15 protein-coding genes and 1 tRNA gene are annotated in these 17,404 nt (G+C 63.0%); 11 read left to right on the top strand and 5 right to left on the bottom strand.

What is annotated here, in order from left to right; translation table 11 throughout:
- Positions 1-4: 4 nt before the first annotated feature.
- From QO034_RS03235 to QO034_RS03245, 3 genes are all read right to left on the bottom strand, one after another.
- Positions 5-196, bottom strand: a complete 192-nt coding sequence (locus QO034_RS03235) for a twin transmembrane helix small protein (protein WP_284484069.1) — start codon at positions 194-196, stop codon at positions 5-7.
- 70 nt (positions 197-266) lie between these two features.
- On the bottom strand, positions 267-1,094 hold the full coding sequence (locus QO034_RS03240) for an SDR family NAD(P)-dependent oxidoreductase (protein WP_284484070.1): 828 nt from the start codon (positions 1,092-1,094) through the stop codon (positions 267-269).
- A gap of 75 nt (positions 1,095-1,169) precedes the next feature.
- Entirely contained in the window at positions 1,170-1,835 is a 666-nt protein-coding gene (locus QO034_RS03245) for an SH3 domain-containing protein (protein ID WP_284484071.1), read from the bottom strand.
- Positions 1,836-2,042: 207 nt separating this feature from the next.
- Here QO034_RS03245 and QO034_RS03250 point away from each other — a divergent pair, with 207 nt between their 5' ends.
- From QO034_RS03250 to tuf, 3 genes are all read left to right on the top strand, one after another.
- On the top strand, positions 2,043-4,391 hold the full coding sequence (locus tag QO034_RS03250) for a DNA topoisomerase IV subunit A (protein WP_284484072.1): 2,349 nt from the start codon (positions 2,043-2,045) through the stop codon (positions 4,389-4,391).
- Between the two features lie 117 nt (positions 4,392-4,508).
- Positions 4,509-5,102, top strand: coding sequence for a hypothetical protein (locus tag QO034_RS03255; protein ID WP_284484073.1), 594 nt, complete (start codon positions 4,509-4,511; stop codon positions 5,100-5,102).
- A 111-nt stretch (positions 5,103-5,213) separates the two neighbouring features.
- The gene (gene tuf / locus QO034_RS03260; protein WP_284484074.1) at positions 5,214-6,389 is read left to right on the top strand and encodes an elongation factor Tu; all 1,176 of its coding nucleotides are present in this window, start codon (positions 5,214-5,216) and stop codon (positions 6,387-6,389) included.
- Between the two features lie 814 nt (positions 6,390-7,203).
- Here the strand turns inward: tuf and QO034_RS03265 are convergent.
- Positions 7,204-7,893, bottom strand: a complete 690-nt coding sequence (locus QO034_RS03265; protein WP_284484075.1) for a lysophospholipid acyltransferase family protein — start codon at positions 7,891-7,893, stop codon at positions 7,204-7,206.
- A 166-nt stretch (positions 7,894-8,059) separates the two neighbouring features.
- Here QO034_RS03265 and QO034_RS03270 point away from each other — a divergent pair.
- The 3 genes from QO034_RS03270 (at position 8,060) to nusG (ending at position 9,204) form a co-directional block, all read left to right on the top strand.
- Positions 8,060-8,135, top strand: a tRNA-Trp gene (locus QO034_RS03270).
- A gap of 118 nt (positions 8,136-8,253) precedes the next feature.
- A complete protein-coding gene (secE, locus tag QO034_RS03275) occupies positions 8,254-8,451 on the top strand; it encodes a preprotein translocase subunit SecE (protein WP_284484076.1) in 198 nt (65 codons plus the stop codon).
- 219 nt (positions 8,452-8,670) lie between these two features.
- Positions 8,671-9,204 carry a transcription termination/antitermination protein NusG gene (nusG, locus tag QO034_RS03280; protein WP_284484077.1) on the top strand — a complete coding sequence of 178 codons (534 nt, stop codon included), beginning with the start codon at positions 8,671-8,673 and terminating at the stop codon, positions 9,202-9,204.
- A 76-nt stretch (positions 9,205-9,280) separates the two neighbouring features.
- Here the strand turns inward: nusG and QO034_RS03285 are convergent, their stop codons facing one another.
- Complete coding sequence (locus tag QO034_RS03285) at positions 9,281-10,000, bottom strand: DUF1194 domain-containing protein (RefSeq protein ID WP_284484078.1); 720 nt, start codon at positions 9,998-10,000, stop codon at positions 9,281-9,283.
- Between the two features lie 303 nt (positions 10,001-10,303).
- On the opposite strand from QO034_RS03285, the gene rplK reads away from it, so the two are divergent.
- From rplK to rpoB, 5 genes are all read left to right on the top strand, one after another.
- Positions 10,304-10,729 (top strand): 50S ribosomal protein L11, encoded by a 426-nt coding sequence (rplK, locus tag QO034_RS03290; RefSeq protein WP_284484079.1) that lies wholly within the window; start codon positions 10,304-10,306, stop codon positions 10,727-10,729.
- Between the two features lies 1 nt (position 10,730).
- Positions 10,731-11,429: a 50S ribosomal protein L1 gene (rplA, locus tag QO034_RS03295; protein ID WP_284484080.1), complete on the top strand. Its 699-nt coding sequence runs from the start codon at positions 10,731-10,733 to the stop codon at positions 11,427-11,429.
- A 535-nt stretch (positions 11,430-11,964) separates the two neighbouring features.
- Positions 11,965-12,480: a 50S ribosomal protein L10 gene (gene rplJ / locus QO034_RS03300; RefSeq protein WP_284484081.1), complete on the top strand. Its 516-nt coding sequence runs from the start codon at positions 11,965-11,967 to the stop codon at positions 12,478-12,480.
- A 74-nt stretch (positions 12,481-12,554) separates the two neighbouring features.
- Entirely contained in the window at positions 12,555-12,932 is a 378-nt protein-coding gene (rplL, locus tag QO034_RS03305; protein ID WP_284484082.1) for a 50S ribosomal protein L7/L12, read from the top strand.
- A gap of 245 nt (positions 12,933-13,177) precedes the next feature.
- Entirely contained in the window at positions 13,178-17,314 is a 4,137-nt protein-coding gene (rpoB, locus tag QO034_RS03310) for a DNA-directed RNA polymerase subunit beta (RefSeq protein ID WP_284484083.1), read from the top strand.
- Positions 17,315-17,404 lie beyond the last annotated feature (90 nt).

The following is a 17,404-nucleotide window of genomic DNA, read 5'->3' on the forward strand; positions in this document are numbered from 1 at the left end:
CGTTTCAGCGCAGCCAGATGTAGAGAAGGATGAGGACCACCGCCACGAATTGGGCCGCGATCCGCAACTGCATCATCTTGTTGCCGTATTTCTGATTGAACGCGCCACCCTTGGCGAAACCTCCGATCCCTATCATCAGGACCACAAGGACCGCAGCGACGGCCAGGATAATAATCAAGAAGAACGGATCGCCCATGCCATCCCCGCCATTGTTGTGCATTCCCGGCGTGATGTAGCGGTCCGGGACGGAAAAGCGAACCGGTTTTTCAGATCCGGGACACGATGCGGTCGATCATCCTGCTGGACAGCACCCGTTTCAGGTAGCCGCCGATATAGGTTGCGGTGGTCACATAGTATCGCGGATCGGGGTCCGCGCTGTCCAGGACCCGGATCAGTTTCGCCGTCACGGCGCTGGCCGGCAATTCGAACCTGTCGGGTCCGCTTCCGTTCTTCATGCGCGGAATCAGCCGGCTTTCGTAGTCGGCGCGGCGGGGGGCATTGCGCCAGTCGATGTATTTCTCGAAATAGGGGATCCCCTTTTCGCGGAACATGGTTGTGATCGGACCGGGTTCGATCAGCACGACCCGGATGCCGGTGCCGCGCAGTTCCACACGTAACGTGTCGCTCAGTCCCTCCAGCGCGTGTTTTGTCGCCGTATAGGCGCCGCGCCAGGGGATCGCCACGAATCCAAGCCCGGAAGAGCATTGAACGATATGCCCATGACCCTGTGCCCGCATGACGGGGATCACGCGCCGCGTCAGTTCGTGCCAGCCGAACAGGTTCGCCTGAAAGATCGCCCTCAGGCCATCGGTCGGCAGATCTTCCACGAGGCCCGCCAACTGGTGCGCGCCGTTGTTGAACAGCGCGTCGAGCGTTCCGCCGGTCGCGTCCAGAACCTGCGCCAGGCCGCTGGCGATGCTGTCTTCGTCGCAATAGTCGATGCGCGGGCTGTCAAACCCTTCGGCGGCCAGCCTTTCGCAGTCTTCCTGCTGCCGGCAAGAGGCAAAGACCCGCCACCCGCGGCTGCGAAGGCCCCGCGCCGCGTCCAGTCCGATGCCCGATGAGCATCCCGTGATCAGTATCGATTTTGACATGGTGGGACCGGATGACCTGGCTGCGACGACGCCTTCCCTATGCCTGCGAACCAGGGATCGTGCAACCGGTGGGTCTCAACGGTCCGCCGGGCTGATCAGCGAGGACGAGATCCAGCCAAGCTGCTGTTCGGGCAGGATCCGCAGGCGCAGCCAGCCGGTGCCGCTGTCGCTCAGGATTTCCACCTTGTGCCCGATGTCGAGTCGCGCCACAACGGGATAGATCGTGCCCGGCCCGTCGCGCATGTTGACCCGCGTTCCGGTCACTTCGCGCAGGTCCTTTTCGGTGTCCGGCAAGGGGTCCGTTCGTGGCACGGCGGTGGTTTCTTCCGCGGAATCGGCCTTCGGAGGCGCCTGGCGCAAACCCGAAGCGCCAAGTTCCAGCGAAACCAGTTGCATGGACCCGTTCCGGTCCGCCGCAGGCAGGAGCGTCAGCCCCTGGCTCAGGCTGGAGCGCACCTGCGCCGCGCCCCGGCTTTCCGATGCGGCGGGCGGCACCGTTTCGACGGCCGCTGGCTTTTCCGCGACCTGGTCGGCAACCCGTCTTGCGGCAATGCGTTCGCGGCTCTGGGCCAGAGGGGTCCGGGTGGCGGGCCGCGCCAGGTCGGGCAGGGAGGTCGGGGACGGTCTCGTTTCGACTCGCGCAACGGGTTCCGGCGGTTCGGGTGGCTGAAAATCCGCCCCGCCGCTCAGTTCATAGAAGACCGCTGCAAGAATGGCGAAACTCGAAACGATCAAGCGCATGATCGGCGCCCCCAAACATCAAGAAAAACAATCCGCCCGAATGCGTTCGGGCCAGTATGACAAGAGTATAGGCCCTCCGGCGATTCGGGGCACGACAAACGGCCGGATTTCACCGATGCGACGGCACGAACGGGGGCGAAACCCGCCGGAAATAAAAACTGTCGCCATCGCTTTACCCGGACGAAACGGGCGCGTATCACAGCATCTATGAGCGATATGGTTGATGACCCCAAGATGAAGGCGCCAGACGGGCCGGATGAGATTTCCGAACCGCTGCGCCGCGCTATTGGCGAACGTTACCTCACGTATGCGTTATCGACGATCATGCATCGCGCCCTGCCGGACGCACGGGACGGTCTGAAGCCGGTGCACCGGCGAATCCTCTTTGCGATGCGGGAATTGCGCCTGTCCTCGACCGGAGGATTCCGCAAGTCCGCGAAGATTTCCGGCGATGTCATGGGCAATTACCACCCGCATGGCGACGCCGCGATCTACGACGCGATGGCGCGGCTGGCGCAGGATTTCAACGTCCGCTATCCGCTGGTCGACGGGCAGGGTAATTTCGGCAATATCGACGGCGACAACCCGGCAGCCTCCCGCTACACCGAGGCGCGCATGACCATCGTCGCCGAGGCGCTGCTCGACGGGCTGAACGAGGACGCGGTCGATTTCCGCGACAATTACGACGGTACGCTGCGCGAACCGGTCGTGCTGCCGGCGCAGTTTCCGAACCTGCTCGCCAACGGATCGTCGGGCATCGCCGTCGGCATGGCGACCAACATCCCGCCGCATAACATCGCTGAACTGTGCGACGCCTGCTTGCGGCTTATCAAAAATCCCAACACGCAAGACGATACGCTCCTGAATGACGTGCCAGGCCCCGATTTCCCCACCGGTGGCGTGATCGTGGAGCCTCCCGAGAATATCGCTGCCGCCTATCGCACCGGCCGCGGATCGTTCCGTCTGCGCTGCAAATACGAGATCGAGGACCTGGGCCGAGGTCAATGGCAGGTCGTCGTCACCGAGATTCCCTATCAGGTTCAGAAATCCAGGCTGATCGAAAAGATCGCGGAACTGATCCAGTCCAAGAAGGTCCCGATTCTGGCCGACATCCGGGATGAAAGCGCTGACGACATCCGCATGGTCCTGGAGCCGCGCTCAAAGAACGTGGACCCCGAGGTTCTGATGGGGATGCTGTATCGGAACTCCGATCTGGAGGTCCGTTTCAGCCTCAACTTGAACGTGCTGATCGACGGGGTGACGCCGAAGGTGTGCAGCCTCAAGGAGGTTCTGCGCGCGTTTCTGGATCACCGGCAGGAGGTTCTGATCCGGCGCAGCCGGCACCGGCTGGCCAGAATCGACCACCGGCTCGAAGTGTTGGAAGGCTTCATCACCGCCTTTCTTAACCTCGACCGGGTTATCGACATCATCCGCTATGACGACGATCCCAAGGCCGCGATGATGCGCGAGGACTGGTCGCGCGCGTTTGTCCGGGCCACGTCGGAAAAGGATTACCTGCCGCCGCCTCCGGGCGAAGGCGAACTGTCCGAAGTGCAGGTCGATGCGATCCTGAACATGCGCCTGCGGTCGCTGCGCCGCCTCGAGGAAATGGAACTGCGCAGCGAATACGACGCCTTGTTGCAGGAACGGCAGGATCTGGAAGACCTGCTGGACAGCGACGACCTGCAATGGTCGCGGATCGCCGAACAGCTGAAGGAAACGAGAGAGACCTTTGGCAAGAACTACGAGGGTGGCGCCCGGCGCACCCTGCTGCAAGAGGCCGCCGAAGTCGAAGAAGTGCCGCTCGAGGCGATGATCGACCGCGAACCGATTACCGTCGTCTGTTCCCAGATGGGCTGGATTCGCGCCATGACCGGCCATATCGACCTGGCCCGCGAGCTCAAGTTCAGGGATGGCGATGGCCCGCGTTTCATCTTCCATGCCGAAACGACCGACCGGCTTCTGGTCTTCGGCAGCAATGGCCGGTTCTACACCCTGTCGGCGGCCAACCTGCCGGGCGGGAGGGGCATGGGCGAACCGCTGCGCCTGATGGTCGATCTGCCCAACGAGGCCGAGATCGTCGATCTTTTTATTCATGACCCGGACCGCAGGTTGTTGGTGGCCTCCTCCGCCGGAAACGGGTTCGTCGTGCCCGAGGCCGATGTCGTGGCGCAGACACGCAACGGAAAACAGGTGCTGAATGTCGGGGATGCGGCGCAGGCGCAGATCTGCCGGCCGCTGACCGGAGACCACGTGGCCATCGTGTCCCAGAACGGCAAGTTCCTGGTGTTCCCAGCGTCGGAACTGCCCGAGATGGGCCGGGGCAAGGGTGTGCGGCTTCAGAAATACAACATGGCGCGTGGCAAGCAGGGATCGCTCGAACTGGATGGAGGGCTGTCGGACCTCACGACCTTCAACTGGTCCGACGGGCTGAGCTGGGAAATGGGTGGCGGCAAGACCCGCCACGAACCGGACATGACCGAATGGCTGGGGAAACGTGCCGGCGTCGGCAAGCGGCCGCCATACGGATTTCCGCGCAACAACAGGTTCGGCTGAACCCGGCGGATTGTCGCGCCGTTGTGAAATGGCGCGGTCGAATCCCGTCAGGCAGGGTTTGCCTCTGTCGGCTTGCTGGTCTATCTGGGGCCAGATCGAAAGAACTGAGAGACGAGCATGATCCGCACCCTTGCCTTGCTGACGGGACTGGCCATTCTGGCGGCCTGCAACACCGGACCGCAGGACCGCACACCGGACTCGCTGGGCGAGTTCAAACTCGGCCACAACGTCGTCGTCGCCGACAAGATGCGGCAGGGTCCGATTTCCCGCGACGCCACCGCAGAGGAATGGGAAACCACCATCAAGTCTGCCGTGCAGCAGAGATTTGGCGCATTCGATGGCGATCAGCTCTATCACTTCGGTATCAGCGTGGAAGGCTATATGCTGGCGCCGGAAGGGTTCATCTACAATCCCCGGTCGATGCTGATCCTGAATGTCACGGTCTGGGACGACGCGCTCGGAAAGAAGCTGAACGACGAAGTGCATCAGATCACGGTGGTCGAGGATTCGACGGTCACGACCTTCTTCAAGGGGTCCGGCCGGGAGCGGACGAAGCAGGAACAGATGGACGGTCTGACGGCCAATGCGCTGGACCAGCTGGGCGACTGGCTGCAGGAACGGCACCTGGAAGACGGCTGGTTCGACAGGGACCCCGGAACCGTCATCGACGAGGCCGCGGCCGGCCCGGCCGGCGCCGTTCCAGCGGAATGATCCGGGCGCCGCGGACAGGCTTGATTTTCCCGGCCGAACCTCATATGTCGCGCGCGCAATCGACGTAAATCAGGGTCGCTGGACCCCCCAAAATGAAAAAGGCGCCTGCAGATGGGTAAGGAAAAATTTCAGCGTAACAAGCCGCATGTGAACATCGGGACGATCGGGCATGTTGACCACGGCAAGACGACGCTGACGGCTGCGATCACGAAGTATTTCGGCGATTTCAAGGCGTATGACCAGATCGACGGCGCGCCGGAAGAGAAGGCCCGCGGGATCACGATTTCCACCGCGCATGTGGAATACGAGACCGACGCGCGCCACTATGCCCACGTGGACTGCCCGGGTCACGCGGACTATGTGAAGAACATGATCACCGGCGCTGCCCAGATGGACGGCGCGATCCTGGTGGTGAACGCGGCGGACGGCCCGATGCCGCAGACCCGCGAGCACATCCTGCTGGGCCGCCAGGTCGGCATCCCGACGATGGTCGTCTACATGAACAAGGTCGATCAGGTGGATGACGAGGAACTGCTGGAGCTGGTGGAGATGGAGATCCGCGAGCTGCTGTCCTCCTACGAATATCCCGGCGACGACATCCCGGTCATCCCCGGTTCGGCCCTGGCGGCGATGGAAGGCCGCGACCCGGAGATCGGCGAGAACTCGATCCGCGCGCTGATGAAGGCGGTGGACGAATGGATCCCGACGCCCGAGCGCGCCGTGGACCAGCCGTTCCTGATGCCGATCGAGGACGTGTTCTCGATCTCCGGCCGCGGCACCGTGGTGACCGGCCGTGTCGAGCGCGGCGTGATCAACGTCGGCGACGAGATCGAGATCGTCGGCATCCGCGACACCAAGAAGACCACCTGCACCGGCGTCGAGATGTTCCGCAAGCTGCTGGACCGCGGCGAGGCGGGCGACAACATCGGCGCGCTGCTGCGCGGCGTCGACCGTGACGGCGTCGAGCGCGGCCAGGTGCTGTGCAAGCCGGGTTCGGTGAAGCCGCACACCAAGTTCGAGGCCGAAGCCTATATCCTGACCAAGGAAGAGGGCGGCCGCCACACGCCGTTCTTCGCCAACTACCGGCCGCAGTTCTACTTCCGCACGACGGACGTGACCGGGACGGTTCAGCTGGCCGAGGGCACCGAGATGGTGATGCCGGGCGACAACGTGAGCTTCGGCGTCGAACTGATCGCGCCGATCGCGATGGAACAGGGCCTGCGCTTCGCCATCCGCGAAGGCGGCCGCACCGTCGGCGCCGGCGTCGTCTCCAAAATCATCGAGTAAATCGGGTCAGAATACGCGGTTGATCGAAGAGAATTCGGGAAGGGCGGTCCGTTCGGGCCGCCCTTTTGCATTTGCGATTCGCGGCGCAGGACCATTGGCCACGGACTCTGGGCAACCTGTTCGCGATGAGCCGTAGGAAACCTCTGCCGGAGGTTGTCTTGAAGAAAAATATTCCTGCCGGGTTTTCGTGAACCGGATTGGTGTTTCGCATATCGGATATTCTTAAGGGTTCGCGGCCATTAGTATGATCTGGCAATGTTTTTGGGCCATATTTTATAAAGATCGTATGAAAACCCTTGCCCCCTCCGCCGCCTTCGCGGCGCTCACCTCCGCGGCCGTTGGGGATCAACTTCCCCCATCCGCAAGCGGCATCAATGGCTTTTCCCCGTCGAATTCCATTGACCCCGCGAGCAATTCTACGGACGGCACGCTGACCATCACCAAACCGGGTGGCGGTGTCTTTTCCCTGACCCCCTTTGCCGGCTATTTGGGCGCCGCGGGGGCGGGGCGCCGTCAGCTACAGTGTCGAAGGTTTTCTGAACGGTGCGTCGGTCGGCATCGATGCCTGGACCGTGCCGCTGCTCGGCGGGCTGGCCGCCCTGCGGCGCAAAAGGAAGACCTGACAGCCGGGTGGGCCGCTTTGCGGGCCGGCCCGGACCGTTGTCGCCAAGTGTACCCCGCGCGGAGTGAGGCGCGGGGATAACGAGTTCGGTGTTGCCCGTAAATCCACGGGGTATGGCGACCGGGTCGCTCCGCGTTGGAGCGGCCCGTTTTGCGGTGTCCCGCCCCGATTGAACCGGGCAAGGCGGTCGGATCAGGGCAGGGGCCGCCCGACGGCGCGGTCGGCGGCGTCGGTCACGTCGTTGAGCGCGGCCTCGAGTTTCAGCCGCAGGGCCTCGGTTTCGGCGTCCGTGGACTTGCGCGGTACGGTTTCATCCCACTCGCGGCAGATCAGGACGCCGCGCGACCACGGCGCGGGCAGGGTGATCCGGTCCCAGGTCGGAAAACTGATCTGGCGGTTGGCGGCATAGGCGACGACGAAGACCCGCTTGCCCGAGGCGCGCGCCCAGACCAGCGGCACGGTCGAGGCGATGCGCGCCGGGCCACGCGGCCCGTCGGTGGCGATGCCGATGGAAACGCCGTCGCGCATCTTGCCGAGAACGATCCGGGACAGGGCGACGTGGCGCTTGTGGCTGGACATCGGGACGGTGTCGAAACCGAACCGGCCGAGCATCCGCCCGACCGCGCTGCCCGCGCGGGCCGAGGAGGTCAGCGAGCAGATCGGCCCCAGCGACGTGTCGAACATGAAAGGGGCCATCATCAGCCGCTGGTGCCAGAGCGCCATGATGACCGGCTCCCCGGCGCGCACCGCGTCTTCCATCGGTTCGAACCCGATGCGCTGCCAGGTCGAAGTGCGATGGGCGAACCGGATATAGGCGGCGAACGCCCCTTCGAGAGAGTCGTTGAACCATGCGCTGTCCGCGATCCTTTTCCGCAGGCTCACCGGATTCTCCCCACTGTTTGTCTCTACATATGCAATCCCGCGCCGGTCTGGAATGCGCGGGGGGAAAATTGTCGGGCCGCCTGCAATTTGCCGCGCGAAGGACGGGCGGCGGATCCAAATAGCACTTGCCCCCTCGGTCGGCCTGTCATAGGAAAAGCGCGGTCCTAGGGGTTTAGCTCAGTTGGTAGAGCATCGGTCTCCAAAACCGAGGGTCGTGGGTTCGAGTCCCTCAGCCCCTGCCAGGACCGCCCGTCGCGACGGGAGCGGGCGGCGCTTGCGCGGCCCGGCGTCCGCGGGGTTGAAATGGCACCGCGATCTCTTTATGTGCCAACCGTCCGCTAGCAGAGAGTTCCCCGAGCAATGGCCACAACCAATCCGATCCAGTTCATCCAGCAGGTCCGCGCCGAAGTGGCGAAGGTGGTCTGGCCGACCCGCCGCGAGGTGTTCCTGACCACGGTGATGGTGTTCATCATGGCGGCGCTGACAGCGGTGTTCTTCGCGCTGGTCGACATCCTGATCCGCTACGGCCTGCAAGGCATTCTCGGGGTGTTTGGCTGACGGCGGCGCGTCGGCGCCGGTCCGCAACAAATGCGGCCAAAGCCCTTGATCAATGGGCCGCTGGCGGGTAGGTGACGGCCTATCTCGGTATGGGCGTGCGGCGATTCGTGTTGCGCGCCGCTTTTTATTCCGGGGCAGGGCGCAACGACCGCGCCCGGCAATTCAAGATAACGGCGGCGTCTTGCGGACGGGCCGGGCAGGACAAGGACGGCAAGGTTCATGGCGAAACGGTGGTACTCGGTCAGTGTTCTCTCGAATTTCGAGAAGAAGATCGCGGAGCAGATTCGCACGTCGGTCGCCGAGCAGGGGCTCGAGGATCAGATCGACGAAGTTCTGGTGCCGACCGAGGAAGTGATCGAGGTGCGCCGCGGCAAGAAGGTCACGACCGAGCGCCGCTTCATGCCGGGCTACGTTCTCGTGCACATGGAAATGAGCGACCAGGGCTATCACCTGATCAACTCGATCAACCGCGTCACCGGGTTCCTTGGGCCGCAGGGCCGCCCGATGCCGATGCGCGACGCGGAACTGAATGCGATTATGAACCGCGTGCAGGAAGGCGAAGAGGCCCCGCGCACCCTGATCCATTACGAGATCGGCGAGAGGGTGAAGGTCAACGACGGCCCGTTCGAGGATTTCGACGGCATGATCGAGGAAGTGGACGAGGACAACCAGCGCCTGAAGGTGTCGGTGTCGATCTTCGGCCGCGAAACTCCGGTCGAACTGGAATTCACCCAGGTCACCAAGCAAAGCTGAAGCCATTCGGTGTCATCCCGGATCGCCGGTCGCGGCGTTTCGCGTTGCACGAATTCAAATGGCGACAGGCTGCGTTTCAGCGCGTGCTGACGGAACCTTCGTTTGACACGAACTGCCGGACGCCGATTTCCCGCAGCAGTTTGCGCTTCATGGCCTGTTCATACTGAGCAAAACTGCCGGCGACTTCGACGAAGGCGCCAGGTCCGAACCGGACATTGTCCAGGTAGTAGGACAGGACATCGGCATCGGCGCCCAGGATGACCAGGCCGTTGACCGTCACGCCGTCCACGGGAAAATGCCTGTATGCGTTGTCCGGCGCGTAGCCATCATTGTTCACGCCATCGCCCGACACGTCCAGAACCCGCCGGGTGCATTGGGACTGTTCGGCAAGCGCAGTCAGGCCGAAGGCGACAGCGCGGCCCACACCCGTGGGATAGAAGTGAGGAAAGCCCGGATAATCGATCAGACTGGCGGTGAAACGGGACAGGTCGGTCCGGGTTTCGATCATATGCCACGGCACCTTGACCGATTGGTGGCGGTGGCTGCTCCATTCAAAAACCAGCATCGCCACGGCGTCCGGTTGCTGAAGGATCAGCGCGCTGACTTCGGGGTCGTTCAGGGCTGCGGCAAGACCTTCGCGTTGCAGGCGATACTCGGTTTCGTCGACGCTGACGGATATATCAAGCGCGAAGACCAACGCCAGAGAGCAGTCGCTGCCGGCGGCCGCAGCCGATCGCGGCAGCAGCGAGACCCCGAGCAGGGAAATGAGAATGGCGGCGATCAATCGATGGCGCATGGCGATTGCGGGTGTTTCCGTCCCCGATCCGTTTCGTTCTGGCCGTCTGGAAAATATGCCACAAAACGACGCGTTTGTCGAATTGGGCGCAGCGGACGGTTGGCCCGCCGGCGGCTGTACCCGTGCTGCCACCGCGGGTTCACCACCCTTGCATGTCGGTTCCGGATTGGATATCGGACACGGATCGTCCTTCGGGGCGAGTCGAAACGTGGGAGGCGGCGCAGCACGCGCGCGGCGCACCGGACCACGGGCAAAACCTGCTGACGGAACGCGATCCGTCAGTGCTGTAAAAGGAGAAGGCCAATGGCCAAGAAGCTCGTCGGCAGCATGAAGCTGCAAGTGCCTGCCGGGCAGGCAAACCCGTCGCCGCCGGTCGGACCCGCCCTGGGTCAGCGCGGCATCAACATCATGGAATTCTGCAAGGCGTTCAATGCCAAGACCGCCGACATGGAACCCGGTGCCCCGTGTCCGACCGTGATCACCTACTATCAGGACAAGTCCTTCACCATGGACATCAAGACGCCCCCGGCGTCCTATTTCCTGAAGAAGGCGGCCAAGCTGAAGTCCGGCGCCAAGACGCCGTCCCGCGAAACCGTCGGCACCGTGACCGTCGCGCAGGTGCGCGAGATCGCGGAGGCCAAGATGAAGGATCTGAACGCCAACGACATCGAAGGCGCGATGCAGATCATCCTGGGCTCTGCCCGCTCCATGGGCATCGAGGTGAAGTAAGATGGCAAAACTCGGAAAACGCACCCGCGCCGCACGTGAAGCATTTGCCGGCAAGAGCGATCTGTCGGTCGAGGATGCCGTCGCTCTGGTCAAGGGAAACGCCAACGCGAAATTCGACGAGACCATTGAACTGGCCGTCAACCTGGGTGTCGACCCGCGCCATGCCGACCAGATGGTCCGTGGCGTCGTCGGCCTGCCCAACGGCACCGGCAAGACCGTGCGCGTCGCCGTGTTCGCCCGTGGCGCCAAGGCTGACGAAGCTCAGGCCGCCGGAGCGGATATCGTCGGCGCCGAGGACCTGATGGAAATCGTGCAGGGCGGCAAGATCGAATTCGACCGCTGCATCGCGACGCCGGACATGATGCCGATCGTCGGCCGCCTGGGCAAGGTCCTCGGGCCGCGCAACCTGATGCCGAACCCCAAGGTCGGAACGGTGACGATGGAGGTCGCGGACGCGGTCAAGGCCGCGAAGGGCGGCGAGGTCCAGTTCAAGGTCGAGAAAGGCGGCGTGGTTCATGGCGGCGTCGGCAAGGTGTCCTTTGACCAGGCCAAGCTGGTGGAAAACATCAAGGCCTTCGTGGATGCCGTTGCGCGCGCAAAGCCGTCGGGGGCCAAAGGCACCTACATGAAAAAGATCGCGATCAGTTCGACCATGGGTCCGGGCGTCACGATCGACGTGGCCAGCGCCACCGGCGACTGATCCAGGTTGCAGGTATCTGTTCGGAAAGGCGCGTCGTGAAAACGGCGCGCCTTCTCGCTTCCGGCGCCTGAACGGAAATCGGCCGCGGGTCCGGTGTCCGGGCGGTTTCGCACGCGGCGTTCCCGCAGCATTTCCGGCTGGCGGAAACGGCTTTGGGCGTTACCAGTCTGCGGTTTTCAGGCGATACCCCGGCCCCGGCACGGCCGGACCGGGAGATATCCCGTGGCTTCGATGACGGGGACGTGAGCATGCGTCCCTGCAAAAGACGCATTCACCTCTTCACATTTGTGCGCTGGCGGCATAACTACCCCCTGTCGGGCGCCCCCGTGATTCGGGGGCGCTCTGGCGTTCGTCCGAGACGGTGGGTGGGCCATGCCCATAAATCCTGCCCGAGACGGGAAATGACAAAGTTTCTTTGGACCGCCGACCGGCCGTCCGGGATGATGCGCAGGACCCGTAAGGACCCGATTGTCGGGGCTTGTCGTCCCGGCAGAACTGAGCCGGAGGGTCGCACCTCCCAATTTGGAGTGAAACTGTGGATAGAGCCCAGAAAGAGAAAGTGGTCGAGGAACTCGGCCAGATCTTTGAAAGCTCTGGCGTCGTTGTGGTTGCCCACTACGTCGGACTGACAGTTGCTGAGATGCAGGATCTGCGCGCGCGTGCACGCGACGCGGGTGGATCTGTGCGTGTTGCCAAGAACAGGCTCGCCAAGATCGCCCTTGAGGGAAAGCCGTGTGAATCGATCACGTCGCTCCTGACGGGCATGACGGTTCTGACCTATTCCGAGGATCCCGTGGCGGCAGCCAAGGTGGCCGAGGATTTCGCCAAGGAAAACAAGAAGTTCGAAATTCTTGGCGGCGCAATGGGTGAGAACGCGTTGGACCGGGCCGGAGTCGAGGCCGTGTCGAAGATGCCGTCGCGCGAGGAGCTCATCGCTACCATCGCCGGCATGATCGGCGCACCTGCATCCAACATCGCCGGGGCCATTGGCGCACCTGCCAGCAATATCGCGTCCATCTTGTCCACGATCGAGGACAAGGCGGCCGCCTGAGCACTGTAAGTTCGGCACGTGAATGAACACGCGTCGTTGGAACACACGAACTGAAAACGGAAAGAGCTGATAAAATGGCTGATCTGAAGAAACTGGCAGAAGAGATCGTTGGTCTGACCCTGCTTGAAGCACAAGAACTGAAAACCATCCTCAAGGATGAATATGGCATCGAACCCGCAGCTGGCGGCGCTGTCATGATGGCAGGCCCGGCCGGCGACGCCGGCGGCGCAGCCGAAGAGGAAAAGACCGAATTCGACGTCGTTCTGAAGAACGCCGGCGCCTCCAAGATCAACGTGATCAAGGAAGTGCGCGGAATCACCGGTCTGGGCCTGAAGGAAGCCAAGGACCTGGTCGAAGCTGGCGGCAAGATCAAGGAAGGCGTGTCCAAGGACGAAGCCGAAGAGATCAAGGGCAAGCTGGAAGCAGCCGGCGCCGAGGTCGAGCTGGCATAAGCCTGCTGGTGGTGGGATCACCCACCGTCTGAATTTGGCTGGCTCCGGAGATGTCCGGGGCCAGCCGAACCTGTCTTGGCAAGGGCCCATCGCGCGGGCGTTTTCCAAGGCGTGTTCACGGATCGGGAGGCCGCCAGTCGGGACGGTGGCCATGAATTGATCCGAAGACGCTGTCTCGTATGGGCAAGCTGCCGGGGCCCGACGGCATCCTTGACCGGTGAGAAAATCGAAAGGTGACACCTGACATGGCTCAATCCTTCCTTGGCCAGAAACGTCTGCGTAAATATTATGGCAAGATCCGCGAAGTGCTGGAGATGCCGAATCTCATCGAGGTTCAGAAATCGTCCTACGACCTGTTCCTGAACTCCGGCGACGCGCCCCGGCCGACCGACGGCGAAGGCATCATGGGCGTGTTCCAGTCGGTGTTCCCGATCAAGGACTTCAACGAGACCAGCGTGCTGGAGTTCGTGAAATACGAACTGGAAAAGCCGAAGTATGACGTCGAGGAATGCCAGCAGCGTGACATGACCTACAGCGCGCCGCTCAAGGTGACGCTGCGTCTGATCGTGTTCGATGTGGACGAGGACACCGGCGCCAAGTCCGTCAAGGACATCAAGGAACAGGACGTGTTCATGGGCGACATGCCCCTGATGACTCCCAACGGCACCTTCGTCGTGAACGGAACCGAGCGGGTGATCGTGTCCCAGATGCACCGCAGCCCCGGTGTGTTCTTCGACCACGACAAGGGCAAGACGCATTCCTCGGGCAAGCTGCTCTTTGCCTGCCGCATCATCCCGTATCGCGGCAGCTGGCTGGATTTCGAATTCGACGCCAAGGACATCGTCTATTCGCGTATCGACCGCCGCCGCAAGCTGCCGGTCACGACGCTGCTCTATGCGCTGGGTCTGGACCAGGAATCCATCATGGATGCCTATTATGACACCGTCAGCTATTCGCTGAAGAAGGGCAAAGGCTGGGTCACGCCGTTCTTCCCCGAGCGGGTGCGCGGCACCCGTCCGACCTACGATCTGATCGATGCCGCCACCGGCGAGATCATCGCCGAAGCCGGCAAGAAAGTGACGCCGCGCGCGGTGAAGAAACTGATCGAGGAAGGTGCGGTCAAGTCGTTGCTGGTGCCGTTCGAACACATCGTTGGCAAGTTCGTGGCGCGTGACATCATCGACGAGGACACGGGCGCGATCTATGTCGAGGCCGGTGACGAGCTGACGCTGGAATACGACAAGGACGGCGACCTGATCGGCGGAACCGTGAAGGAACTGATCGACGTGGGCGTGACCGACATTCCGGTGCTGGACATCGACAACATCAATGTCGGTCCCTACATGCGCAACACCATGGCGATGGACAAGAACATGAACCGGGACACCGCGCTCATGGACATCTATCGCGTGATGCGACCGGGCGAGCCGCCGACCGTGGAAGCGGCCAGCGCGCTGTTTGACACGCTGTTCTTCGACAGCGAGCGCTATGACCTGTCCGCGGTGGGCCGGGTCAAGATGAACATGCGTCTGGACCTGGATGCCGACGACACTCAGCGCACCCTGCGCCGCGAAGACATCGTCGCCTGCGTCAAGGCGCTGGTGGAATTGCGCGACGGCAAGGGCGACATCGACGATATCGACCACCTCGGCAATCGCCGTGTGCGGTCGGTTGGCGAATTGATGGAGAACCAGTATCGTGTCGGCCTTCTGCGCATGGAGCGCGCGATCAAGGAGCGCATGTCGTCGGTCGAGATCGACACCGTGATGCCGCAGGACCTGATCAACGCCAAGCCGGCCGCGGCCGCGGTGCGGGAATTCTTCGGGTCCAGCCAGTTGTCGCAGTTCATGGACCAGACCAACCCGCTGTCTGAAGTCACCCACAAGCGGCGCCTGTCGGCACTCGGGCCGGGTGGTCTGACCCGCGAACGTGCCGGTTTCGAAGTGCGCGACGTGCACCCGACCCACTATGGCCGGATGTGCCCGATCGAAACTCCGGAAGGCCCGAACATCGGTCTGATCAACAGCCTCGCGACCTTTGCGCGGGTGAACAAGTATGGTTTCATCGAAACGCCGTACCGGGTGGTCAAGGACGGGCACGTGACCGACGAAGTGCATTACATGTCGGCCACCGAGGAAATGCGTCACACCGTGGCGCAGGCCAACGCGACCTTGGATGCCGACGGCAATTTCATCAACGATCTGGTCAGCACGCGCCAGTCGGGCGACTACACGCTCGCGCCGCGCGAAAACGTCGACCTGATCGACGTCAGCCCCAAGCAGCTGGTGTCCGTCGCCGCCTCGCTGATCCCGTTCCTGGAAAACGACGACGCCAACCGCGCCCTGATGGGTTCGAACATGCAGCGTCAGGCGGTGCCGCTCCTGCGGGCCGAGGCGCCGCTGGTCGGCACCGGCATCGAGGAAGTCGTGGCGCGGGATTCCGGCGCCGCCATCATGGCGAAACGTACGGGCATCATCGACCAGGTCGATGCGCAGCGGATCGTGATCCGGGCCACCGAGGACCTGGAACTGGGCGACGCGGGCGTGGACATCTACCGGATGCGCAAGTTCCAGCGGTCCAACCAGAACACCTGCATCAACCAGCGTCCGCTGGTGAAGGTGGGCGACACGGTTCAGAAGGGCCAGGTGATCGCCGACGGCCCGTCCACCGATATCGGGGAACTGGCGCTCGGCAAGAACGTGGTCGTCGCCTTCATGCCCTGGAACGGTTACAACTACGAAGACTCGATCCTGATTTCCGAGCGGATCGCGCAGGACGACGTGTTCACCTCGATCCACATCGAGGAATTCGAAGTCGCCGCCCGCGACACCAAGCTCGGGCCGGAAGAGATCACCCGCGACATTCCGAACGTCGGCGAGGAGGCCCTGCGCAACCTCGACGAGGCGGGCATCGTCTATATCGGCGCCGATGTGGAGCCGGGCGACATTCTGGTGGGCAAGATCACCCCCAAGGGCGAGAGCCCTATGACGCCGGAGGAAAAGCTGCTCCGTGCGATCTTCGGGGAAAAGGCCAGCGACGTGCGCGACACGTCCCTGCGCGTCAAGCCGGGCGATTTCGGAACCGTCGTCGAAGTCCGCGTGTTCAACCGGCATGGCGTCGAGAAGGACGAGCGTGCGCTGCAGATCGAGCGCGAGGAAGTCGAGCGTCTGGCCCGTGACCGGGACGACGAGCTGGCGATTCTGGACCGCAACATCTATGCGCGCCTGAAGGACATGATCCTGGACAAGATCGCCGTGAAGGGACCCAAGGGGGTCAAGGCGGGCAGCCAGATCACCGAGGAACTGCTGGAGACGCTGTCGCGTGGCCAGTGGTGGCAACTGGCGCTCGAGGATGAGGACGACGCCAAGATCGTCGAGGCCCTGAACGAGCAGTACGAGGCACAGAAACGCGCTCTGGACGCCCGATTCGAGGACAAGGTCGAGAAGGTGCGCCGGGGCGACGACCTGCCGCCGGGCGTGATGAAGATGGTCAAGGTCTTCGTGGCGGTGAAGCGCAAGCTGCAGCCGGGCGACAAGATGGCCGGGCGTCACGGCAACAAGGGCGTGATCTCGAAAGTGGTGCCGATGGAGGACATGCCGTTCCTCGCCGATGGCACCCCGGTCGATTTCTGCCTGAACCCGCTGGGTGTTCCGTCGCGGATGAACGTCGGTCAGATCCTCGAGACCCACATGGGCTGGGCCGCGCGGGGCCTGGGTGTCAATATCGACGAGGCGCTGCAGGACTATCGCCGCTCGGGCGACCTGACGCCGGTGCGTGAGGCGATGCGCCTGGCCTATGGCGATGATGTCTACGACGAAGGCATCGCGGACATGGACGAGACCCGACTGGTCGAAGCCGCCGGCAACGTCACCCGTGGTGTGCCGATCGCGACCCCGGTCTTTGACGGCGCGAAGGAAGCGGACGTGAACGATGCGCTGAAACGCGCGGGCTTCAGCGAAAGCGGACAGTCGGTTCTGTTCGACGGCCGCACCGGTGAGCAGTTTGCGCGCCCGGTGACGGTGGGCGTCAAGTACCTGCTGAAACTGCACCACCTGGTGGACGACAAGATCCACGCGCGCTCGACCGGGCCCTACAGCCTCGTCACCCAGCAGCCGCTGGGCGGCAAGGCGCAGTTCGGTGGCCAGCGCTTCGGGGAAATGGAGGTCTGGGCGCTGGAAGCCTATGGCGCGGCCTATACCCTGCAGGAAATGCTGACCGTCAAGTCGGATGACGTGGCCGGACGGACCAAGGTCTACGAAAGCATCGTCAAGGGCGAGGACAATTTCGAGGCGGGCGTTCCCGAGAGCTTCAACGTTCTGGTGAAGGAAGTCCGCGGCCTCGGCCTGAACATGGAACTCCTGGATGCGGAGGTCGAGGAATGAGGTGAAAGGGCTTTGAAAAGCCCTTTGGAAGGCGTTTGCAAACGCCTTCCCGCCAAATCCCAGCCTGACCGCACGAATTTGAGGACATCA

The organism is Sedimentitalea xiamensis, from assembly GCF_030164465.1.
Classification (GTDB): Bacteria; Pseudomonadota; Alphaproteobacteria; order Rhodobacterales; family Rhodobacteraceae; genus Sedimentitalea; species Sedimentitalea xiamensis.